The sequence below is a fragment of the Catenulispora sp. EB89 genome (assembly GCF_041261445.1).
Lineage (GTDB): Bacteria > Actinomycetota > Actinomycetes > Streptomycetales > Catenulisporaceae > Catenulispora.
Genome location: NZ_JBGCCU010000019.1, coordinates 21,156 through 45,031, shown reverse-complemented (window position 1 = coordinate 45,031; position 23,876 = coordinate 21,156). Strand labels below are relative to the sequence as shown.

Here is a 23,876-nt window from a genome sequence, read left to right as displayed (position 1 = left end):
ATGAGCGGGGCGCGCCCGGACGGCCGGGGTGAGGAGCACCTGCAGGCGCTCGCCGCCGCGATCTCGGACGTGCTCGGGCGGCTGGAGGCGCATGCGGGGAGCGCTCAGGATCCTGAGAAGAAGACTGAGGCCGACCGCGCCTCCGCTGAGACGGTCAGCTCCGACGGCACCAGCGCCCTGGACACCGTCACCGCCTGCTTCGGCCTCACCCCCTTCGAGCGCGACCTGCTCGTCCTGGCCGCGGCCGCCGAGATCGACCCGCGCACGCCGGCCGCGTGCGCCGCCGCCTCGGGACCGGAGCTCGCCTATCCCACGTTCGGGCTCGGCCTGGCCGCGCTGAGGGACCCGCATTGGAGTGCCCTGACACCGGTCGCTCCCCTGCGCCGCTGGATGCTGCTGTCCGTCGACGAGTCCAACGCGCTGACCAGCGCGCGCATCCGCATCGACGAGCGCGTCCTGCACTTCCTGCTCGGTGCGCCCTACCTCGACCCGCGGCTGCACGGCCTCATCGAGGCCACGCCGCGCCCTGACGCACTTCCGACCTCACAGCACGTCGCGGCGCAGCGGATCGCGGCCGTCTGGCAGCGTCCTGACACCGAGCCGCGGGTCGAGATCGTCGGCGCCGACCGGCAGACCCGGATCGAGATCGCCGCCCACGCCGCCGCGAGCTGCGGCCTGCGGCTGTACGCCGTCCGCGCCGGCGAGCTCCCCGCCGACCCGACCGACCGCGACGCCCTGGCGCGTTTGTGGGAGCGCGAAGCCGTCCTCCTTCCCGCCGCACTGCTGGTCGACGTCGACGGCGCCGAGGACTCGGCCCGTGCCGAAGCCGTGCTCGCCGCCGGCACGACGCCCTTTGCGTTGTCGAGCCCTGATCCGCTGCCGACGCTGCGTGTCCACCGCGAGCGCGTCGGCGCGTCCATGCCGACGACCGAAGAGCAGCACCTGCTGTGGGCGTCCACACTCAACGGCACCGCGGCGCTCGCCGAGCCGAAGCTCCGTGAGCTCGTCTCGCAGTTCTCGTTGCCCGCGCACGTGATCCGCGCCGCCGGCGTCGCCGTCCGGCACGCCGCCGAAGGCCAGGACGCGGCTGCGGATCAGGACCCTGGCGAACTGCTGTGGCGCGCCGGACTCGCCGAGGCCCGCATGGGCCTGGCCGACCTCGGCCGCCGGGTCGAGCCGCGCGCGTCCTGGGACGACCTGGTCCTGCCGACCGCCCAGCGCACGATCCTGCGCGAGATCGTCGCGCACGTCAGGCAGCGCGCGACCGTCTACCGCGACTGGGGCTTCGACGCCGTGCTGCGCCGCGGGCTGGGCGTCACCGCCCTGTTCGCCGGCGGCTCGGGCACCGGCAAGACCCTCGCGGCCGAGGTCGTGGCCCGCGAGCTCGGCCTGGACCTGTTCGTCATCGACCTGTCGCAGGTGGTCAGCAAGTTCATCGGCGAGACCGAGAAGAACCTGCGCAAGGTCTTCGACGGCGCCGAGCGCGGCGGCGCGCTGCTGCTGTTCGACGAGGCCGACGCGCTGTTCGGCAAGCGCAGTGAGGTCAAGGACAGCCACGACCGCTACGCCAACCTGGAAGTCAGCTATCTGCTGATGCGCATGGAGGAGTACCGCGGGCTGGCGATCCTCACCACCAACATGAAGAAGGCGCTCGACAGCGCGTTCATGCGGCGGATCCGGTTCGTCGTCGACTTCCCGTTCCCGGACATCCCGGAGCGCGCCGAGATCTGGCGCCGCGTCATCCCGGAGCAGACCCCCGCGCGCGGCCTGGACCCGGCGCTGCTGGCCCGGCTGACCGTGGCCGGCGGCTCGATCCGCAACATCGCGCTGGCCGCCGCGTTCCTCGCCGCCGACGAGGGCGAGGAGCTGCAGATGCGGCACATGCTGGCCGCGGCCAGGACGGAGTACCTGAAGCAGGAGCGCTCCCTGCCGCCGGGCGAGGTGGCCGGATGGATCTGATCCGCGAGGTGCACCTGGAGATCGACGAGCTGGTGTTCACCGGGCTCGGGGCGCTGGACGCCGCGGGCGTGGCGAGTGTGTTCGAACACGAACTCGGTCGGTTGGTGCGCGCGAAGGGGCTGCCGGTGGAGGCGCTGCGGCCCGAGCGTGTGGCCGAGGCCGTCGCGGCACTGGCACCGGTGCCGGCGACCGGTTCGGCGCGGCGATTCGGGCTGGCGTTGGCGAACGCGCTGTTCGCCGGGCTGTCCGGTGGCGCGGCGACGCAGACTTCTCCTATATCCATTGCGCCGTCTCCACAGCGCCCTGCGACATCGGGTCCCGAGCCGGCCAGGAGCGCGGCATGAGCGCCCCGGCGGCGATGGCGCCGCAGGCGAAGCAGAACTCGAACAAGGACAGCAGCAAGGGCGCCAAGCATCGCGAGCGTCAGCCCAAGCAGCGCCAGCCGCTGACCCGGCCGCGTCCGCCGGCGCCGCGTCCGGTCGAGCCGGGCAAGATCCTCGCCTCGGCGGGCCGTCCGCTGGACTGGGGCCTGCGCCGGGACTTCGAGGTTCAGCTCGGCCACGACCTGTCGCGGGTCCGCGTGCACACCGACCGCGACGCCGCCGGGCTGGCCGAGCTGATCGGCGCCGACGCCGTCACCGTCGGACCGGAGATCTTCTTCGCGGCCGGCGCCTACCGGCCGGAGACCGCAGAGGGTCGCAGGCTTCTGGCTCACGAGATCCTGCACACCGTCCAGAGCCCGCAACCGCGCGGATCGCACGGCGGCCGGCGCGACGGCGACGGCGGGCTCGGCCGGGTCAGCGTCGCCTCCGAGCCGATCGAGCAGGAGGCCGAGCGCGTGGCGCGCGGGCTGGCCGCCGGCCGGGCCACGAACCAGGCGCGGCAGGTGCGCGAGCACCTGGAGCCGGCGGCAGGGCTGCTCCGCTACGCCACGGTCAGCGCCGACAATCAGCGTACTGAGCAACTCGACCCGGCGACCGTCGTGGACCGGCTCGTCGCCGGGCTGCTGCGCTCGCTGCGCGGCGACCCGGACGACCGGTCGGGACGCGTCCAGTTGCAGCTGGCCAAGCTCGCGCCCGAACTGCGCGAGAACGTGCTCGACACGTTGCGGCAGCGCATCCCGTCCTCGGACTTCACCAAGGTCATGGCGCTGGTCGGCACGCTCGACGACCAGGCCAGCGACCCGCCGATCGACTCGCACGAGACGCCGGAGCCGGTGTCGGAGCCCGATCCGGAGGGCGAGCAGGACGACCGGGAGACAGAGCAGCAGTCGCACGGCGAGGTCGCCGAGGTCGAGAGCCGGGATAAGAAGGCTGAGAAGGCTGAGAAGGACCGGGCCAAGCACGAGGCCAAGGATTCGAAGGCTGAGAAGAAGGCCGACAGCGAAAAGGCCGATCACGACGAGAACCACAAGGACGGCGAAAAGCAGGACAAGGAACCGCACGAGAAGGACACCAAGAAGAACCAGCACGCCAAGGGCAAGAGCAAGGCCGAGGCTGCAAAGGACGCTGAACAGAGCAAGGACAACGCCGAGAACGCCCAAAAGGCCGCAGCGGGCGAGAAGAAGGCACCGGGTGCGGCGGGAGCCGAGCCCGCTGCCGGGGCGATCGGCGCGGCCGGGGCCGGTGCCGTGGTGAGCGGTTCCGCCGGCGACGGCGGGTTCGGGAACGTCGCGGCCGGAGCCGTCGACGACGCCGCGTTCGCGCTTGACAGCCCTCTGCTTCACCACGGGTTGCTGCGGCGCAAGGGCCAGCAGAGGCACGAGACCGTGCCGCAGGGCGAGGAGCCGATCGGGCTGCCCGCCGACGCCACCGCCGAGGTGGCGGCGCCGCCTGAGGTCACGCCGGAGGCTGAGCCGGCCGCAGGAACTGCGGCCTCGTCCGGCGCCCGGGGCCGGGGTGCCGGCGGGGCGGGTGCCGGAGGCGGCGCGGCTGGTGGCGAGGCTGGTGGCGGTACGGCTACTGGCGCTGCGGGTGCGGCCGGTGTCGCCGGGCCGGTGTCCGACGGCCTGCCCACATCAGACCTCGATGTCAGTGCGGTCCCGACGGCGGACCAGATCACGCTGTCGTCCGACGGTTCGGTGGTCGAACCGGCCGTGCCGAGCTTCCCGGCGCCGCCGAAGGACGACGCCGTCAACCCGGACGTGCCGCCGGAGCAGGAGGCTCGGGAGCGGACCGCCGACTACCGTGCGGAGCAGGCGCAGGAGCAGCACGAGGGGACGCAGGCGCAGACCGATCCCGGGCAGGTCGGCCCGGACGCGATCGAGACCGAGCCGGAGACCGTGCCCGCGGCCGAGAGCGCGACGCCGGCGCAGGCCGGACCGCAGGAGCCGGGACTGGACGACCAGTCCGCACCGTCCGGTCCGGAAGCCCACGCCGGTCCCGACGGCGGAGAGCTCTCGCAAGCCGCCGAGCACGGCCAGCCCGAAGGCGGGCCGCAGGTCGACGAGGCGTCCGGGGTTCCGGAGAACGGCGCGTCGGGCGCGGCCGAGCCGGATCAGCAGTCTGATGCTTCGAGCCCTGATTCCGCACAGCAACCGGACCAGCAGGCCGACGGCGCTCCCCCGGCCGACGGTTCGCTGGAGGCCGGCGGCGGCAGCTGCGGCGGCGCGGCGACCACGGCGCCGGACACCGACGACGCGGCCAAGGCCTGCGGTGGCGGAGGTGGCGGCGGGGGTGCCGACGCGGCTCCGCCGGCTCCGGCGCCGCCGCAGGTCGCGACGCAGGAGCCGCAGGCCGCGCTGGCGACCGTCAGCACCCTGGCACCGGACCAGATGCAGGCCACGATCGGCGGCGTCGACCAGTCCGTGCAGACTTCCGTGGGCAAGGACCGGACTGCGCTGGCGGCCGCGCCGCCGTCGGCCCAGCGGCCGTCCGGGGCGCCTCAGGTGCTCAACGGGCCGCCGACGTCCGCGCCGCCGGTGGCGACTCAGGTCCCGAAGATGGAGGCGCCGCCGCCCCAGCAGAAGGGGCCGGAGCAGAAGCCGCAGGAGAAGCAGGTCGCCAAGGGCCCGGCGCCGGCGGCGAACGTGCAGCCGCCGAGCGTCGCCGGCGACACCGAGGGCAAGGTCACGCAGGAGGAGGCGGACCGCGTCCAGGGGTCGATCAACAACATCCCGACCACCGACCCCTCGCTGCACACCACGGTCGGCCCGGCACCGGCGGTCCAGCTGACCGGGGACAAGGACCCGGCGCAGACCGACCAGCAGATGGACACGCTGCACGACCGGTCGGGGCAGGTCGCGGCCGTCGGGAATCAGGATGCTGCGTTGCCCTTGGGCGAGACGCAGATCTACCCGAATGTGCGTCCTGAGACACTCAAGGGTGCGGTGCCGGGTCCGGCCGGGGCGCAGGGCGGGCCTGCCGCGGCCGCGGGTGCCGGGGCCGGCGGCGCGGCTGCGGGCGCCGCGAACAGCATGGCGCAGGCCACGTCAGTCGTCGCGCAGCAGGAGCGCGGGCCGCAGTTCACGGCAGCGTTCGAGCAGGGCTCGACGCAGATGGGCACGCAGCAGCAGAAGAAGGACACCGACACCAGCCAGGCGCACGAGCAGAACCAGCAGCAGATCGACGCCGCCGTCAAGGAGGCCGGCAGCCAGCAGGCCGACGAGCGCGGGAGCGTCAAGCAGCAGGCGGACCAGGGGCGCCAGCAGTGGCGGGCCGAGCAGGACCAGAAGATCGCGGACGCGAACAAGGACGCTGACACGCGCCACGGCAAGGCCCGCTCGGACATCGACACCAAGGCGAAGAGCACCGACAAGCAGATCACCGAACGTCAGGATTCCGACAACAAGAACATCGACGACCAGCGCGCCAAGGCCGAGGACAACGCCCGCAAGGAGAAGGCCAAGAAGCGCAGCGGCGGAGGCGGCTTCTTCGGCTGGGTGAAGTCGAAGATCAGCGCCGCGTTCAACGCCATCTGCAGCGCCATCAACGACATCTTCGACGCGGCCCGCAAGCTGGTGCAGGGCATCATCAGCACCTTCACGAAGTTCGTGACCGGCCTGATCGACCTCGCGGCCAAGGCCATCGTCGGCTTCATCAAGGCCTTCGCCGCCGGCCTGATCGCCCTCGGCGACGTGCTGCTGGCGGCCTTCCCCGGCATCCGCGACAAGTTCCGCAAGCTGATCGAGGGCTGGCGCGACAAGGCGATCGCCAAGGTCAACTCGATCGCCGACGGCCTGAAGGCCGCCGTCACCAAGCTGCTGTCGGCCCTGGGCAGCATCCTGTCGAGCATCCTGGACGTCCTGCAGGCCGGTCTGATCGCGGCGGTGAACTACGTCCGCACCCAGATCAACAACCTGATCACCTGGGCCCAGCAGGCCCTGGCCATCTTCGGCGAGTTCGCCTCCATCATCGTCGACATCGCCCAGAACCCCGGCCGCTGGATCAGCAACCTGGCCACCGCCGTGAAGGACGGCGTACGCCTGTACCTGTTCGGCGCAATCGTCAGCGCCGTCAAGAACTGGTTCACGCAGAAGATCGAAAGCATCATCGGCCTCGGCAAGGCCATCTTCGACATCCTGGTCAAGGGCTGCATCAGCATCGGCCAGATCGTCAAGATGGCCTGGAAGGCCCTGATAGCCGCCCTCCCCCAGATGATCATCCAACTGGTCATCGAGAACGTCATAGCAGCCCTGATCCCCGCCGCAGGCGCCGTCCTCAAAATCATCCAAGGCCTGGTCGCCGCCTACAACACCATCAGCCGCATCATCGCCGCCATCAGCACCTTCATCAAATTCCTGAAGGCAGTGAAGTACGGCCAAGCAGCCTGCCTCTTCGCCCAGACAGTGGCCTCCGGCGCGGTAGCCCTCATCGACTTCATCGCCAACTGGCTCCTGTCCAAGCTGAAAGGCGCAGCCAGCGGCATCACAAGCAAACTCAAGGGCATCGCCCAAAAGATCATGGCCGCCCTCAGCCGCGGCGCAAAAACCCTCCGCAAAGCAGCCGGCAAAGCCTTCACCGCCGCCAAAAAGGGCGCCAGCAAAGCCATGGCAGCCCTGAAGCACGGCGCCACAAAACTCGGCACCCTCACCAAAAACGGCCTCAAGCGCGTCGGCGCCCTCGCCAAACGCAGCTGGAACGCCTTCAAGCGCGGCACCAAGGCCCTCGGCCACCGCCTGGCGCACACAAAGCTGGGGAAGGCGCTGCTCAACGGGGCGAAGAAGGTCAAGCAGACGTACCACACGTGGAAGCAGAAGGCTTCGGACTGGCTGAAGAAGAAGCATCCGCCGAAGAGTCCTGAGGAGCGGTTGGACGCGGCGGTCGCTCGGATCCAGCCGAAGGTCACGTGGATGCTCGACAGGGGCGTCCCGCGCGGCGCGCTCACCACCGCGCTTCGCGGCATGCGGATCTGGTACCGCCTTTCGAGCCTTGAGCTCGGGTCGGACGGGACGATCTCCGCGACCATCAACCCGCGCAAGGACCTGGATCTCAAGGCCCTGAAGGTGGTGATACCGCAAGCCGAGTTGCTCGCGGCACTGCACAAGATCGCCACCGATCTGGCCGGCGACCCCGAAATGATCAGGAAGACTCAGCAAGGCGTGACCGCGGTACCCAAGACGAAGAAGCGCGCGGCGCACGCCGAGGTCACCGGGGACACGCCGCTCCTTGCCATCCCCACCACAGATCCCAACAAAATGACGAGGAATCAGCAAGAGCAGTTCGACATCGGAGACATGGGGACCATCAAGCGCAGGAAGACCGGACGCGGTTCGGTGTTCGTCTCCACTGTTCCGAAGTCCAGCCTGCCGGGATCGTACGTGGCGAAGGCGCCGGGCGAGGACACGATCGGCGACTTCATCGACCGGAACGGATTGTGGTCGACCTACGCGAGTTCGATGAAGAGCCTCCTCGGCGGCAAGAAGCAGGATCTCACGGGGATGTCCGCCACGGAGAAGTCGAACTTGCTGCTGCTCGGCTGGCTGGTCAGTCGCGAGGAGACGACCAGGAATCCCATGGCGGCGGCGACGAACGCACTCACCATCCTGCGTCTGGAAGCCGCCAAACACCCCGGCGCCGATCCGAAGGCGATTCTGAATTCGATGCCCGCCTTCTTCAGTGGATCAGAAGGCGGAGGCCGCGCGCTGAACGAGGAGGCGGAAGCCGGTCGTTCACTGGAGTCGCGCTGGCAGACCCGACAGGACGACCGGGACAAAGCCCTGGTGGACGAGAAGAGACTCAGAACCGAAGGAAACCTCATAGCAGCGGACGATCTGCGAAGTAAATCCGATTCCGCGTATGCCTCCGAGAAGCGGGTCCTCGACAATGCCGAGACCTTGGGTGACCGCCACGTCGACACCGTCGAGGCCTGGATCAAGGAGAACAACGTAGAAGACCGCGTCAATGGAATCGTCGGAAAGATGGACCTGGTCAGCGATGACGCCAGGATCGAGGCGGTCAAACAGAAGCTGTTCGAGGAAATCAAGCAGGTGGTTCGCGAGCTGTACCTCCACGCCCAGGGAAAGGCGTAGCATCATGCGACGCTTTGAGGAGGTTTGAGATGAAGGCCGATTGGTATCGGACCAGGAGGTTCGTCCTGTGTGCTCCCACCGGGCTGGACGAAGTCTCGGCTTTTGCGACATCGCTCGGCTGGGAGAAGACGGCTGAAGGGCCCGCCGATCCGGAGAAGGGAACCGGTCGCTGGGTGATCTGGCGAGCACTCGACATCGCCGAGTTGCACTACATGGAAGAAGTCATTTTCGATACCGCGTATTACGTCCTCACGGGACAGGAGCCTCGGATCGTCGATGCCTTGGCCGATCGGGCACAAGAAGCGCTTGAGCCCTGGGACATCGGTGAATTGGTGGAAGCCTTCGACGAAGCCGAGAACAGCAAAAGACGAACGACCAGCGCGGTGCTCCTCGCCTTGTCCGCGGGGTACGGGTTCGACGAGCAGATCTTCACTCGGGTCGTGGCCCTGCTCGAGAACCCCGATGCCGCTATTCGCGGAGTCGGTGTGTCCGCGGCCTTGTACGCGGGCTATCACGAACTCCGATCCCATGTGCAGGCGATCGCGGAAGACGATCCCGACGAGGGCGTCCGAGCCAATGCCGCCAGCGTCTTGGACCAGATCGAACCCTCCGAGGAAGCGAAACCATGACCATCACCTACGCCGACCTCCCCAAACCCATCCGCTCCGGCATAGTCGTCGTCAACCCCGTCACCGGCACGCCCACCGTGGCCATCGTCATGCAGTTCAACCCCGACAGCCTCCAGCGCACGCTGATGCCGCAGGCCGCCACCGATGGGCAGCAGGGCGATCGGCTGGAGGCTTTGCGGTTGGTGGGGCCGGCGAAGGAGGACTGGAAGATCGAGGTGGAGATCGATGCCACCGATCAGCCTCAGATCGATGCGCCCGATGGCATCATGCCGCAGCTCGCGCTGCTGGAGACGCTCGTGCAGCCGAGCTCGGCCACCATTCGGTTGAATCAGGCTCTTGCTGATGTCGGGACCATTGAGATCACGCCGGTGGAGACGCCTTTGACCCTCTTCACCTGGGGTGCCAGTCGGGTCATGCCGGTGCGGATCACCGAGTTCTCGGTGACCGAGCAGTTGTTCGACGTTGATCTCAATCCGGTGCGGGCCACGCTCAACCTGACGTTGCACATCCTCACCACCAGCGATCTGCCGACGCATCACCGTGGTTCGGAGCTCTATCTGGCGCATCTGGCGCAGAAGGAGGCTTTGGCGCGGAAGGTGCCGCAGGGGGTGCAGCTCGGGGTGCTCGGGATCGGAGGGATCGGATGACCATCGACAACACTCAGGCGGCTTTGGCCGCGGCGGCGACGCCTTCGTCGTATCCGCGGACCAGTCGCTACTACGCTGTGCCGACTGCTGTCTACACGACTGCGGACGGGACTCAGATTCCCTACCTCACCCGGCGGTTTCTGCCGGATCCGGGGACGCTCACCGCGGTGGACTCCTACCAGGTCAAGGCCGGGGATCGGGTCGATCAGATCGCGTATCGCTACCTCGGGGATCCGACGCAGTGGTGGCAGCTCGCTGATGCCAATCCGGAGCTGGATCCGCAGGAGCTCACCGCGACGCCTGGGGCCACGCTGGAGATCACGCTGCCCGGCGGGATGCCCAGTGCGACGCCGGGGACCGGGGGTTTCGTCAGTGGCTGAAGTCTCGCTGATCCGGCTGCACCTGCTGATGGGTCCGCAGATCGCGGTGCCGGTTCCGCAGCCGGTGACCGACGCGCTGCTCACCGCGCAGGTGACGGTCACCGCCGGCCAGCGCAGCGGGTTCCAGCTGGCCTTCGACCTGACCAAGAACTCGCCGTTGAACCAGGTGCTGCTGCCGGCCGGCTTCTTCGATCCCAAGACGCGGGTGGTCATCGCGGTCACGGTCAACGGCACCATGTCGGTGCTCATGGACGGCGTCATCATCCGGCAGGAGGTCGGCATCAGCGGCAAGGCCGGGGCCTCGACGCTCACCGTCACCGGGGAGGATCTCACGGTCCTGATGGACCTGGAGGAGAAGCCCGCGACCGCCTTCGCCGCCATGCCGCATTTCGCGCGCTGTGCCGAGATCATCGGCAACTACGCGCAGTACGGCATCATCCCGCTGGTCATCCCGGAGATCTTCCCGCAGACGCCGTCGCCGACGCAGCGGATCGACTTCCAGAAGGGCACCGACCTGGCCTACCTCAACCAGCTCGCGCAGGCCAACGGCTTCGTCTTCTACCTCGACCCGGGCCCGATCCCCAACCAGAGCAAGGCGTACTGGGGCCCGGAGGTGCGCCTGGGCGTCCCGCAGCACGCCATCAGCGTCAACATGGACGACCTGTCCAACGTCGACTCCCTCACCTTCGCCTTCGACGGCACGGCCCGCGAGCAGCCGCAGGCCCGCATCCAGATCCCGTTCACCCGCACCTCCACGGTGCTGCCGGTGCCCGAGGTCAGCATCCTGCGACCGCCGCTGGCGCTGCGGCCCGCCCCGGCGCTGAAGAAGACCGTCATCGACGACACCGCCAAGAAGGACGCCAGCCAGACCCTGGCCGAGACGCTGGCCGCCGCCGCGCAGTCCGCCGACGCCGTCAGCGGCTCCGGCCAGCTCGACGTCACCCGCTACGGCTACGTCCTGCGGCCCCGCGAGCTGGTCGGCGTCCGGGGCGCCGGCATCACCTACGACGGCCTCTACTACGTCAAAAGCGTCACCCACAACCTCAAGCCCGGCGAGTACACGCAGAACTTCACCCTCGTCCGCGAGGGACTCATATCCCTGACACCGGTCGTCGTGCCGTAAGGAGCCAAAGCCGTGACCGAGCCGACCAAGTACATCGGCAAATACCGGGGCAGCGTCGTGAACAACATCGACCCGATGAGCATGGCACGCCTGCAGGTGCAGGTGCCGGACGTGCTGGGCGCCGAGATGTCCTCCTGGGCCCTGCCGTCCTTCCCGGTGGCCGGCAACGGCATGGGCATGCACGTCATCCCGCCGGTCGGGGCCGGCGTGTGGGTCGAGTTCGAGCAGGGCGACCCGAGCTACCCGATGTGGACCGGCTGCTGGTACGGCGGCGCCACCGAGCTGCCCGCCGACGCGCAGGCCGCCGTGCCCGGACAGGCGCCGATGGTGCTGCAGACGCAGGGCAAGAACACGCTCGTCATGTCCGACACCCCCGGCGGGCCCGGCATCACGCTGAAGTCCCCCTCGGGCGCCTCGATCGTCATCGACGACACCGGCATCCACATCAGCAACGGCCAGGGCGCGAGCATCGACCTGGTCGGACCCAGCGTGACGATCAACGGGGAGGCGTTCAAGGTCACCTGACCTCACGCCAGGAACCACCAGCAGGAAACACGGAGGGGAACAGCTTGTGTCCGGAAATCTGCTCCACACCCAGGCGACCATCACCTGCCCGCACGGCGGCCGCGCGAACCCGGTCCCGGCCCAGTCCCGGGTCCTGCTCGGCGGCGATCCGCTCGACGGGTTCTCAGACGTCTACACCGTGACCGGCTGCCCGTTCACGCTGCCCAACGGCAAGCCGCAGCCCTGCGTGACGATCCGCTGGGTCACGCCGTCGTCCCGGGTCGCGGTCGGCGGCGCGCAGACCCTGGATCAGGGCTCTGTCGGCATCTGCCAGAGCGTCGAGCAGATCCCACAGGGCTCGCCGCTGGTCTCCACGGTGCAGCAGCGAGTGAGGGGTCTGTGATGGCCACGACGCCCGCGACCCCGAGGACGCCTGCGACGCCGACGACGCCCGCGACCCCGCCGCCGCCGCAGCCACTCCCGCCGATGATCTCGCTGCCCTCGCCGCCGACCACCGCGCCCCGCCTGGACATCGCCTTCCCCTTCCAGGTGGACCGCCGCGGCCGCACCGCCGAGTCCGGCTACGACGACCACGTCCGGGAGATGATCGAGCAGCTGCTGTTCACCTCCCCCGGCGAGCGCGTCATGCGCCCGGACTACGGCTGCGGCCTGCTGGACCTGGTCTTCTCGCCGAACAGCCCGGAGCTGGCCTCGGCCCTGACGCTGTCGGTCCAGGCCGCGCTCCAGCGCTGGCTCGGCGACGTCATCGAGATCTTCGCCCTGACCGTGACCAGCTCCGACAGCACGGTGCAGGTCGATCTCAGCTATCTGATCCGCCCGACCGGCACGGTGGCCACGGAGGTGTTCGTCGCCAGCCCGACCGGCAGCAGCACGGGGAGCACGCCATGACCGTCATGAACGGCACCGGCACCGGCACCGGAGCCGGGGCGCCAGACCAACAGTGCCTGACCGACACCCGCCGGGCCAAGGTCCGCCAGGAGCGTCGGATGGGCCTGGACGGGGTCGAGGTCGACGATACCGGCCGCGTCCTCAGCGTCCTGATGCTCGGCAAGGCGCCGGCCGACCTGGACGCGACCAACGTCCGCATCGACGGCGGCCGCCGCGTCACCGGCATCCGGGTGCTGGACGTGCAGATCGAGCGCGCCGACGACCCGGAGGTGGACGACGAGATCGTGGTCGAGGTGGACCGCCCCGGCGACGGCTCGACCTACACCCTGTCGATCGTCCAACCCGACCCCTACGGCCACCCCGGAACCGCGCCCTACCCGGGCTTCGACCCGCGCTACAACTCCGCGGACTTCAGCTTCCAGCAGTCCTGCCCGACCGACTTCGACTGCGCCGCGACCGACGCCTGCCCGCCGCCGGTGCACCCGCAGCCGGCCATCGACTACACCACCCGCGACTACAACTCGATCCGGCAGCAGCTGCTGGACCGGATGTCGCTGACCGTCCCGGACTGGATCGAGCGGCACGCCCCGGACCTCGGCGTCACCCTGGTCGAGGTGCTGGCCTACGTCGGCGACCAGCTCAGCTACGAGCAGGACGCGGTGGCCACCGAGGCCTACCTGGCCACCGCCCGGCTGCGCACCTCGGTGCGGCGCCACGTCCGGCTCATCGACTACGCGATGCACGACGGCTGCAACTCCCGCACCTTCGTCGTGGTCGAGGCCGCCGCCGCGACCGAGCTGCCGCCGGGCACGTTCCGCTTCGCCGCGATCGACACCAGCCGCCTGCAGGTCCAGGACCGGCCCGATCTGCCGGTGGTGCTCGACGACGACCAACTCAATACCCTGCCGCCGAACGTCGGCATCGAGGTCTTCGAGCCGCTGGCGCCGCACCACTTGACGCTGCACCCGGCGCGCAACACCATCTCGTTCTGGACCTGGGGCGAGGAGCAGTGCTCGCTGCCGACCGGTACGACCTCGGCGACCCTGGTCGACACCTGGGCCGGCGGCAAGGACGGCGAGGAGAACCGGCCGCGAGAGCTGAACCTCACGCCGGGCCACATCCTGCTGCTGGAGGAGGTGCTGGGCCCGCAGACCGGGTCCCCGGCCGACGCCGACCCGACGCACCGCCAGGCCGTCCGGCTGACCTCGGTGACGCCCGGGATCGACCCGCTGTATCAGCAGCCTGTCGTCGAAGTGACCTGGGACGACCAGGACGCCCTGGCCTTCCCGCTGTGCCTGTCCGCGATCGGCGGCCCGGACTGCGCGCTGCTGACCGACGTCAGCGTCGCGCGCGGCAACGTCATGCTGGTCGACCACGGCCGCTCGATCACGTTCTGCGGCGGCGGCCCCGAGCAGTTCGCGATCCCGCCGGACCAGGCGGTCGCCTCCGGATGTCAGCCTCCTGCGTTCGGCTGCGCGGACCCGGGCTGTGTTGATTGTGAAGGCGGTGGCAACGCGCCGGTGCTGGCGATCCACGACCTGCTGGACGCCGCGCGCAAGGGCGTCCAGCTCTCCCCCGACCAGGTCCGCGACCTGCGCGTGGCGGTCGGGCCGGACGAGGTCCTGCGCGCCGGGCTGACCATCATCCTGGCTCCCGACCTGAAGACCGAGCAGGTCGAGCCGCCGGACGCGGCGTCGCAGGCCGCCGTACTGGAGACGCTGCTGGCGCAGGTCACCTACCCGGCGATAGCGGTGAAGTTCACCCCGACGCTGCGGTACGCGCCGGTGACCCAAGCGGTCGCCTATCCGACCCCTGACACGATCGCCGAGAATCAGGCGGCGCTGCTGGCCGCGCTGCCGGGCCGGGTCCAGGACTCCATCCAGCAGCTGTGGCTCAACGCCCGCGCCGGAGACGGCCCGACCCGCGACCAGATCAATGAGCTGATTGTGCTCTTCGGCGCCGAGGTGATCGAGAAGCTGCACATCCAGCACAACCCCGCGCGGGCTCTGCAGGAACTGCTCGCACGCAGCCGGCACCTGCTGGCCGACAAGATCTGCCGCCTGGAGATCCTGACGCACCGCGCCGACGGCGGAACCGTCCTGGGCCCGGACGTCGAATACGAGATCACCCACAGCTGGGGCGGCGTCTACGCCGAAGGGCTCGACGTCCACGACCCGCGGCTGTTCGGCCCGGCCTCGACCGCCACGGTCCAGGACCCGCGCGCCGCGCTCCCCGAGGCCTCGGCGACCGCCGCGACCGCCGGCGACACCCCGTGGCTGCCCAAGCGGGACCTGCTCTCCTCCGGTCCCACCGACCGCGACTACGTCGGCGAGACCGGCGACGACGGACGCCTCACGCTGCGCTTCGGCGACGGTGTGCACGGCGCGCCGCCCCCGGCCGGAGACACGCTGCTCGTCGCGTACCGCGTGGGCAACGGCCGCGAGGGCAACGTCGGTGCCGAGGCGATCAACCATCTGATCGTCTGCCCGCCTCAGGCTCCTGATTCAGCCAAGACCGGCTCGGCGCGCTCGAAGCGCAACCAGCCGGACCCGGCGGCCGTGCTCGGGGTGCGCAACCCGCTGCCGGCGGTCGGCGGCACCGATCCCGAGCCGCTGGACCAAGTCCGCCAGCAGGCACCGCTGGCCCCGCGCGACGTCCGCCTGCGTGCGGTCACCGCCGCGGACTACGCCGAGCTGGCCGCCGCGGTGCCGGGGGTGGAGCGCGCCGCCGCCGAGATCCGCTGGACCGGATCCGGTCAGGAGGCGCACGTCGCGATCGAGCCGGCGGTCGGCGAGACGCCGTCGCAGCGGCTGCTGGCCACCGTGGAGCGCACGTTGCGGGACTACCGCAGGATCGGCCACGACCTGAGCGTCGGCGGCGCCGACCTGGTCCCGCTGGACCTCGCGATCTCGGTCTGCGTGGCCACGGGCTACCAGAAGGGCCACCTGCTGGCGCTGATCCGGCGGGTACTGGGCACCGGCACGCGTCCCGACGGCTCGCCGGCGTTCTTCAGCTCCGCCGCGCTGGCCTTCGGCGACCCGGTGCGGGTCAGCAGTCTGACGGCGGTCGTCGCCGGGCTGCCGGGAGTGGTCAGCGCGCAGGTGACGCTGCTCAAGCGGATGTTCGAGCCCGATCAGGGCGCGCTGGCGACGGGGGTGCTGCCGATGGGGCCGCTGGAGATCGCGCAGTGCGACAACGACGCCGACCGGCCCGAGAACGGCCGGCTGCGGCTGACGCTCACCGGCGGAAAGTGAAGGAGGGGGACACCATGACGTCGTCGTCCGGTTGTCCGACGAACTGCGGCTGCGCCGGCTGCCGCACCGGAACCGCACTGGAAACCCCGGCCGCGGTCTTCAACCCGCCGGGGCAGAGCGCGCTGACCTACCGGGTCGGCACGCACGGGCAGTTCCTGTCCTCGCTGCGGGCCCGGCTGTCCAGTCCGGCTTATCCGGCGCTGTCCAAGCTGACCGTCCGCAGTACCGACGACCCGGCCATCGCCCTGCTCGATTCCTGGGCCGTGCTCGGGGACCTGCTCAGCTTCTACTCCGAGCGGATCGCGGACGAGGGATATCTGCGTACCGCGACACAGGACGCCTCGATCCAGATGCTCGGCGGGCTGGTCGGCTACCGGCCGCGGCCGGGGGTGGCCGGCGGGACGGCACTGGCGTTCACCATCGACCCGCCGCAGACCCCGGGCGGCGACACGGTTGCCTTGCTGCCGTCCGGCACGCGCGCGCAGAGCGTGCCGACCCCGGGGAACGACTCGCAGTACTTCGAGATCGGCGACGATCTGACGGCCCGGTCCTCGCTGAACCAACTCAGCGTCCTGACCCGGTTGCCGTACCAGCTCACGGCCGCCGAGGCGAAGGCACGCGCGCAGATCTACCTGGCCGGCACCGCCAACAACGTCAAGGCCGGCGACCAGTTGCTGTTCGTCTTCAGCTCCGACAAGGCCGCACAGGACCAACGGATCCTGCTGCAGGTACCCGGCGTCACGATCGACCAGGCGAACGCGATCACGGTGGTCGGGCTGCCCGGCCCGGCGCAGCCGAATCTCAATGATCTGACAAACGAGCTGCAGAACTGCCTGGGGTTGGTGAGCGACCCGACGAGTCAGGCTCCGGTCCCGGCGGTCCCGCAGTACAGCGCGCTGGCGGCCCGCTTCGACACCGAGGTGTTGCAGGCGACGTTGAACCCGGCCGCCGGCTTCACCTCGCCGTCGGCGCTGGCGGCGGCCTGCGAGCAGGCCCGGCAGCGTGCGGTGGAGACGCTGGTCCTGGCCCAGCAGTACCAGACGGTCGCGGACTGGCTCGGCAAATGGATCGACGAACTCGCCAGTCTGCGCGACCGGGGTCTGGCGCTGGAGCCGCCGCAGCCCGCGAGCAGCACTCCGGGGCCGGGTTCCAGCGACCCGGCGCTGGCGGGTCTGGCCGACATCTTCGCGGCGCTGCACACCACGCCGAACCCGCCGCCGCCAGCGGCCCGCGACCTGCCGCTGGACCCGAAGTCGCTGTACGCGATCGGCTCCGACCTCGGCCCGCAGCTGCTGGCCGCGCTGGACCCGCAGGTGAGCTCAGGGCTCTACCAAGCCTGGCAGCACACGTCGGTGAGCGCGCCGTCGGCGTTGCAGCAGGTGCAGGCGATGCGGGTGGTGGCGACGCCCTTCGGGGCGACCGCGCCGCTGGTCGCGAACATCGACCCGCACTCCGGGCAGGTCAACGGCTACACGGACTGGCCGCTGGCCGGGACCAAGGAGATCAGTCTCCTGCTGAGCTACGACGCCGCCACCGGCACGGTCCAGAAGCAGGCTGACTTCACCTACCTGGAGGGTGGGCCCAACACCGGCACCCTCGACCTGCCGACCGCCACCACCACCCGGCAGGTGGGGCCGGTGTCGATCACGGTGACCAGCTATCCGACGCCGGGACAGACGCCGCCGCAGGCGCCGCACACGCCGAGCGCACCAAGCGCACCGAGCGCACCAACCACACCGATTCCGACCCCGGCGACCCCGGCGACCCCGGCTGCAACCGCAGCACCCGCGACACCGGCGGCCGCGCACCCATCAGGGGCCTGGCATTTGCACCTGCCCGGACACCACGAGGCTGCCGCGGAGCAGACACCGGCGCAGACCCCAGCACCCACACCGGCACCCACACCCGCACAGACCACCGTGCAAACCACAGCCGCGCAGACGTCCGGCCAGGGCCCGGCCCAGACCCCGGACGCCGCCCCGGCGCCGGCGCCGGCGCACGAGCCGGGCCTGCTGGTCGCGTACCAGGACCAGTTCGACGGCTGGACGGTGTTCATCGGCCTGCCGCTCGAGGACGACGGCACGACCGTGGCCGCCGACGGCAAGGTGCACGTCCTCGTCTCCAGCGGCCAGAGCAGCGGCACCAAGGAGTTCCAGCTCGCGCAGGGCGACAAGCCGGCCACGTCGCTGCTCGACGGCATCTCGGTCGCGGTCTCGCGCGCCGCGAGCGGTTCCAGCACGCCGACCGTCAGCGTCGCCCTGACCACGCCGTCCTCGACGCCGTCGAAGAACCGGATCTGGCTGGACTCGACCTACGACGGCATCGCGGTCGGCAGCTGGGTGGTGATCGACCGGCCGAGCAAGCAGACCGCGGCGGCACTGGCCGCCGGCCGGGTGAGCGCGGCCGGCCCGACCGGGCAGGTGTCCCGCGCGATGGCCGCGCTGTCGGCGGCGGCGATGCGGCCGGACCCGGCCGGCGCCTCGCTGGCCCGGGTGATCACCCGGGTGACGGCGGTCCAGGTGCAGGCCCGCGCCGACTTCGGGATCGCCGGCAAGGTGACACAACTGGACCTGGACGACGACTGGCTGGACGACACCGACGTCAGCCTGGCCCAGATCCGTGACACCACCATCTACGCCCGGGGCGAGACACTGGCGCTGGCCACCCAGCCGGTGCCGGACGACGTCCAGGGCGGCAAGATCGAGCTCGCGCAGCTCTACACCGGCATCACGCCGGGCCGGCTGATCGCGGTCTCCGGGGAGCGCACCGACATCCCCAACACCCCCGGCGTCACCGGCTCGGAGCTGGCCATGGTGGCCGGCGTCGACCAGACCGTCGATCCGAGCCTGCCCGGCGACACCGTTCGCACGACCCTGACACTGGCCTCCGCGCTGGCGTTCACCTACAAGCGCGCCACGGTGCAGATCTACGGCAACGTGGCCGCCGCGACCCAGGGCGCCAGCCGCGACGACCCGATCGGCAGCGGCGACGCCGGCACCCCGAACCAGACCTTCAAGCTCTGGCAGGCGCCGCTGACCTGGCTGCCGGCGGGCACCACGCCCTCCGGCGCGGCCAGCACGCTCCAGGTGCGGGTGAACGGGGTGCTGTGGACGGAGGTGGACAGCTTCGCCGGACACGGCCCGGCCGAACGGATCTACACCACCTCCACGGCCGGTGACGGCAAGACGGTCGTGACCTTCGGCGACGGGGTGACCGGCGCGCGCCTGCCCACCGGCACCGAGAATGTCAGGGCCCGCTATCGCGTGGGCCTGGGCCGTTCCGGCGATGTGGCGGCCGGCCAGGTGACGCAGCTGACGACCCGGCCGTTGGGGATCAGCGCGGTGACGAACCCGGTGGCCGGCACCGGCGGCGCGGATCCGGATCCGCCGGAGCTGGCGCGGTCCAACATCCCGTTGGCGCTGACCGCGTTGGACCGGCTGGTGTCGGTGCCGGACTACGAGGCCTTCGCGCGGTCCTACGCGGGCATCGGCCGGGCGAGCGCGCAGCGGCTGTCGGACGGAGCGCGGCAGGTGGTGCACGTGACGGTCGCAGGGGTCGATGACAGTCCTCTGCTTCCGGACAACGGCCTGCTGGCCTCGCTGCACGAGGCGCTGAGCGAGTTCGGCGACCCGCAGCTGCCGGTGGAGGTGGCGGTGCGCGAGCTGGTGCTGCTGATCGTGGCGCTGTCGGTGAAGCTGACCCCGGACGCGGCGTGGGACCTGGTCGAGCCGGTGTTGCGCAGTACCCTGACGAACCTGTTGTCGGTGTCGAACCGGCAGCTGGGGCAGCCGGCGTACGCCTCGGAGGTGATCGCGGCGGCGCAGGCGGTGCCGGGCGTGGACTACGTGGACCTGCAGGCGTTCACCGGGGTTCCGGGCAGCACGACGCCGCTGGGTCTGATCTCGCTGTTCACGAACCTGGCCGACCCGGCCACGTCGGTGCCCTCGGCGCTGGCGTCCTTCGACGAGACCCGGCACACGGTGATCGCCGATCCGAACACCGGCGTGGTGGAGACGCTGAGCCAGATCGCCGCCGCGTACGCGATCTCCGTCGACGCGCTGCTGGCGCTGAACCCGGGCCTGCGCGACGTGGTGCTCACGGTCGGCGACTCGATCGTGGTGTTCCGCGGCATCCGGCCGGCGCAGCTCGTGGTGCTCTCCGATTCCGTGCCCGACACGCTGATCCTGAGGGAGATCACGTCATGAGCCGCAGCCCCGACCAGCTGTACGACCTGCTGCCGCGCTGGGACAAGCTGCGCGACGCGCAGGTCGGCGAACCGCTGCGGGCGCTGCTCGCGGTGATCGCCGAGCAGGTGGACCTGACCCGGACGAACATCGAGCAGCTGTACGCGAACTGGTTCATCGAGACCTGCGACGACTGGGTGGTGCCGTACCTCGGCGACCTGGTCGGCTACCAGATCCTGCCCGGGTACGCCGAGGCGTTGTCCGGCGGGGACGGCGCGAGCGTGGCCGAGGCGCTGGCCGGGCGGCTGGCGCCGCGCCGGGATGTCGCCGACACCGTGCACGACCGGCGGCGCAAGGGCACGCTGGCGCTGCTGGCCGAGGTGGCCGGCTCGGTGGCGGACTGGCCGGCCAAGGCCGTGGAGTTCGCACGGCTCACCGCGACCACGGCGCCGATCCGCTGGTATGAGGACCCTGCGACACCGGCGCCGGCGTTGCCGGGGAGCGGGTTGTCGGCGGTCGCGGTGCGCGAACGCCGGGGGCGGCTGGTGGACCTGCGCGAGGGTTTGGCGCTGGATCTGCTGGACTCGCCGTTCGACACGATCGCGCACCGGGGCGAGGTGCGGCGCGTGGATTCGTCCTCGCGCGCGCCGGGTGCGGGCCGGTACGCGCCGCCGGAGGTCGGTGTGTTCGTCTGGCGCCTGGCGCCGTTCCACCTGACGCACGCCCCGGCGCACTGCGTCGACCGGGCCCGCAACGAGTACACGTTCTCGATCCTGGGCAACGACACGCAGCTGGTCGTGAACCCGGTGGCCGAGCCGTCGGCGGAGCACAGCGCGGCGATCGACAACGTACCGACCCGGATCAGCCGCCGGCTGCTCACCGAGCGCCTGGCGGACCTGTACGGGCCCGGCAAGTCGTTCGCCATCTGGCGCGACGGCGACACCGAGCCGATCCCGCCGGCCAACATCGTGGTCGCCGACCTGTCGCAGTGGACGTACAAGGCCAAGCGCGGGCAGGTGGTGGTGGATCCGGAGACCGGCCGCATGGTGTTCAACGCGCGCAGCGCTCCGCGGCAGGGCGTGTGGGTGACGTACCACTACGCGGCCGTCGAGGCGCTCGGCGGCGGGGAGTATCCGCGGGAGGTGACGACGCCGCAGGACGTGACGCCGTACCGGGTCGGTCCCGGCGAGCGCTTCGAGCGCATCACCGACGCCTTCGAGCAGTGGCGCGCCGACCAGGCGGCCGGGACCGCCGGATCGGACGGCGTCATCGAGCTGACGGCGAGCAGCGCGTTCCAGGAGCAGCTGGAGTTCGTGCTCGAATACGGCGAGCGGTTCACCCTGCGGGCCGCCGACGGCGCACGGCCGGTGATCCGGCTGCTGGACTGGTACAGCAACCGGCCCGACGCGCTGGTGATCCGGGGCCCGGGGTTGGACGCCCCGGAGGCCTCCGACCCGAACCGGGGCACGGACGCGCCGCACGTCGTGCTGGACGGGCTGCTGATCACCGGACGCGGCGTGCAGGTCAACGGGGACATCGGGACGCTGTCCATCACCGACAGCACGCTGGTCCCGGGCTGGACGCTGGCGCACCACTGCGGGCCGCTGTTCCCGGAGGAGCCGAGCCTGGTGCTGGAGGCGACGTCGGCGTGCACGCAGATCTCCAAGAGCGTCGTCGGCTCGATCCTGGTGATCACCGACGAGGTCCGGCACGATCCGCTGCCGATCCACATCGCGGACTCGGTGCTCGACGCGACCGCGCGGGACCTCCCGGCGCTGTCCGGGCCGGACTGCTGTATCGCGTTCGCGGAGCTGCACCTGTACCGGTCCACGGTGATCGGGGAGGTGCACACGCACGCGATTCAGATCGCTGAGAACTCGATCCTGAGCGGGAACGTGAACGTCGCGCGGCGCGGCGTGGGGTGCGTGCGGTTCTGCTACGCACCTCCGGGTTCGAGGACGCCGCGCCGCTATGACAGCCAGCCGGATCTGGTGCTGGCGGCGGTCGCCGAGCAGTTGGCGGACGGGCTGCTGACCGCCGATCAGGCTGCGGGGTTGCAGCGGACCGAGCCGCTTCGGGTGCGTCCGCTGTTCACGTCGCAGCGTTATGGCACGGCTGCCTACGCGCAGCTGTCGTCCGGGTGCGCGCGCGAGATCGTCCGGGGCGCGGAGGACGGCTCCGAGCTCGGCGTGTACCACGACCTCTACCAGCCCCAGCGCGAGGACAACCTGACCGCGAGGCTCACCGAGTCGACCCCGGCGGGTTTCGACGCCGGCATCATCTACGTTTCGTGACCTCCAGGGGGATGTGACCATGCACGGAGATTTCTCGCGTCTGACGTTCGACGCGGACAAGCACTACTCGGCGGTCTACGCCCAGCAGGGCCGGGTCCAGCTGGACTCGGACGCCAACGAGCAGCTGCAGATCGACCTGGACACGGCGCGGCGGCTGGCCGCCGCGCTGATCGGCCAGAACGGCGGACCCACGGACCGCTTCGGGTTCCAGATCGGGTTCGAGATCGACGACAGCGACCACCTGCCGGACCTGACGATCGGGCCCGGGGAGTACTACATCGACGGGATCCGGAACGACGCGGACCGGCCGGCCCCTGGCACGGCCGTGGTCGACACCACGGTCCGGACCGGCAGCGGTCCTACGACGTGGAGCTACTACGACCAGCCGGATGCCTTCCGGGATCCGGAGAACCCGGACGACCGGCTGCCGGACTTCCCGTTCGTGGTGTACCTGAAGATGTACGAGCGGCTGGTCGCGGCGGTGGAGGATCCGTCGATGCGCGAGGTCGCGCTGGGCGCCGCGATGCCGGACACCGCGGCGCGCGCGAAAGTGTCGTGGCAGGTGCTGGCGGCCTCGGCGGCGGAGGTCGGCGTGGACGCGACCGATGCGAAGTCGGTGCGTGCGGCGTTCACCACGTGGGCGGAGAATCAGGCCACTGCCGGGGACGCGCTCGCGGCGCGGGCGAAGGTGCCGGCGCGGGTGGAGAACGATCCGTGCCTGTCCTCCCCCGACGCGGCCTACCGGGGCCGGGAGAACCAGCTGTACCGCGTGGAGATCCACGACGGCGGGCAGCTGCCGGAGACGAACACCGGCAGCAGCGTGGCGATGCGCTCGGCGTTGTCGGCGCCGACGTTCGTGTGGTCGCGGGAGAACGGGTCGGTGGTGTTCGGCATCACCGCGCTGGCCGACCAGTGGGTGACGCTGGACTCGCTGGGGCGCGACGACAAGCTGGCGCTGGACGTCGGGGACTGGGTCGAGATCGTCGACGACTCCTACCTGGCGCACGGCAAGCCGCTGCCGTTGGTGCAGGTCGACGAGATCGACATCCCGGGGCGCCGGGTGCTGCTGTCGGGGGCGCCGGCGAACAACGTCGGCTCCGACCCGACGCGGCACCCGTACCTGCGGCGCTGGGACCAGACGGCGCCGGCCGGGCGCGGGGCGCCGCGGCTGGTCCACGGGGCGGTCGAGATCAAGGAGGGGGTGTGGCTGGATCTGGAGAACGGGGTCCAGGTGTACTTCCAGCCCGGCGGCAGCTACCGGACCGGGGACTACTGGACGGTGCCGGCGCGGATCGCGACCGGTGACGTGCTGTGGCCGACGGACGCGACGGGGAATCCGTTGCTGGAGGCGCCGGACGGGCCCGCTTGGCACTACGCGCCGCTGGCGTATTTGAGCGGTCGGGAGCAGGGTCAGAACACTGATCTGCGGATGGTGTTCGGGCCGTTGGCGGTCGGGCCGGAGACGTTGGCGGCTTCGGAGTCGTCGAAGGCTGCGGAGCCGTCAAAGGCTGAGAGTTAGGACTT

14 protein-coding genes are annotated in these 23,876 nt (G+C 70.6%); all 14 read left to right on the top strand.

All coding sequences use genetic code 11. The annotated features are described in order from the left end of the window. A complete protein-coding gene (locus ABH920_RS32865; RefSeq protein WP_370353119.1) occupies positions 1 to 1,959 on the top strand; it encodes an ATP-binding protein in 1,959 nt (652 codons plus the stop codon). After that, entirely contained in the window at positions 1,950 to 2,303 is a 354-nt protein-coding gene (locus ABH920_RS32860) for a hypothetical protein (RefSeq protein WP_370353118.1), read from the top strand. Before ABH920_RS32865 ends, ABH920_RS32860 begins: the two co-directional genes overlap by 10 nt. Further along, positions 2,300 to 8,428, top strand: coding sequence for a DUF4157 domain-containing protein (locus ABH920_RS32855; RefSeq protein WP_370353117.1), 6,129 nt, complete (start codon positions 2,300 to 2,302; stop codon positions 8,426 to 8,428). The genes ABH920_RS32860 and ABH920_RS32855 overlap by 4 nt, the downstream gene beginning before the upstream one ends. Before the next feature lie 29 nt (positions 8,429 to 8,457). Further along, positions 8,458 to 9,057 (top strand): hypothetical protein, encoded by a 600-nt coding sequence (locus ABH920_RS32850; protein ID WP_370353116.1) that lies wholly within the window; start codon positions 8,458 to 8,460, stop codon positions 9,055 to 9,057. After that, the gene (locus ABH920_RS32845) at positions 9,054 to 9,704 is read left to right on the top strand and encodes a hypothetical protein (RefSeq protein ID WP_370353115.1); all 651 of its coding nucleotides are present in this window, start codon (positions 9,054 to 9,056) and stop codon (positions 9,702 to 9,704) included. Before ABH920_RS32850 ends, ABH920_RS32845 begins: the two co-directional genes overlap by 4 nt. Beyond that, positions 9,701 to 10,084 (top strand): LysM peptidoglycan-binding domain-containing protein, encoded by a 384-nt coding sequence (locus tag ABH920_RS32840; RefSeq protein ID WP_370353114.1) that lies wholly within the window; start codon positions 9,701 to 9,703, stop codon positions 10,082 to 10,084. The genes ABH920_RS32845 and ABH920_RS32840 overlap by 4 nt, the downstream gene beginning before the upstream one ends. Further along, a complete protein-coding gene (locus ABH920_RS32835; protein ID WP_370353113.1) occupies positions 10,077 to 11,207 on the top strand; it encodes a hypothetical protein in 1,131 nt (376 codons plus the stop codon). Before ABH920_RS32840 ends, ABH920_RS32835 begins: the two co-directional genes overlap by 8 nt. A gap of 12 nt (positions 11,208 to 11,219) precedes the next feature. Continuing rightward, complete coding sequence (locus ABH920_RS32830; RefSeq protein WP_370353112.1) at positions 11,220 to 11,732, top strand: phage baseplate assembly protein V; 513 nt, start codon at positions 11,220 to 11,222, stop codon at positions 11,730 to 11,732. A 46-nt stretch (positions 11,733 to 11,778) separates the two neighbouring features. Next, positions 11,779 to 12,114 carry a hypothetical protein gene (locus ABH920_RS32825; RefSeq protein WP_370353111.1) on the top strand — a complete coding sequence of 112 codons (336 nt, stop codon included), beginning with the start codon at positions 11,779 to 11,781 and terminating at the stop codon, positions 12,112 to 12,114. Positions 12,115 to 12,197: 83 nt separating this feature from the next. Continuing rightward, on the top strand, positions 12,198 to 12,620 hold the full coding sequence (locus tag ABH920_RS32820) for a GPW/gp25 family protein (protein ID WP_370353277.1): 423 nt from the start codon (positions 12,198 to 12,200) through the stop codon (positions 12,618 to 12,620). Continuing rightward, positions 12,617 to 15,874, top strand: a complete 3,258-nt coding sequence (locus ABH920_RS32815; protein ID WP_370353110.1) for a putative baseplate assembly protein — start codon at positions 12,617 to 12,619, stop codon at positions 15,872 to 15,874. The genes ABH920_RS32820 and ABH920_RS32815 overlap by 4 nt, the downstream gene beginning before the upstream one ends. 14 nt (positions 15,875 to 15,888) lie before the next feature. Continuing rightward, the gene (locus ABH920_RS32810; protein WP_370353109.1) at positions 15,889 to 20,079 is read left to right on the top strand and encodes a putative baseplate assembly protein; all 4,191 of its coding nucleotides are present in this window, start codon (positions 15,889 to 15,891) and stop codon (positions 20,077 to 20,079) included. Continuing rightward, on the top strand, positions 20,076 to 22,352 hold the full coding sequence (locus ABH920_RS32805) for a hypothetical protein (protein ID WP_370353108.1): 2,277 nt from the start codon (positions 20,076 to 20,078) through the stop codon (positions 22,350 to 22,352). Before ABH920_RS32810 ends, ABH920_RS32805 begins: the two co-directional genes overlap by 4 nt. Positions 22,353 to 22,371: 19 nt before the next feature. Further along, the gene (locus ABH920_RS32800) at positions 22,372 to 23,871 is read left to right on the top strand and encodes a DUF6519 domain-containing protein (protein WP_370353107.1); all 1,500 of its coding nucleotides are present in this window, start codon (positions 22,372 to 22,374) and stop codon (positions 23,869 to 23,871) included. Positions 23,872 to 23,876 lie beyond the last annotated feature (5 nt).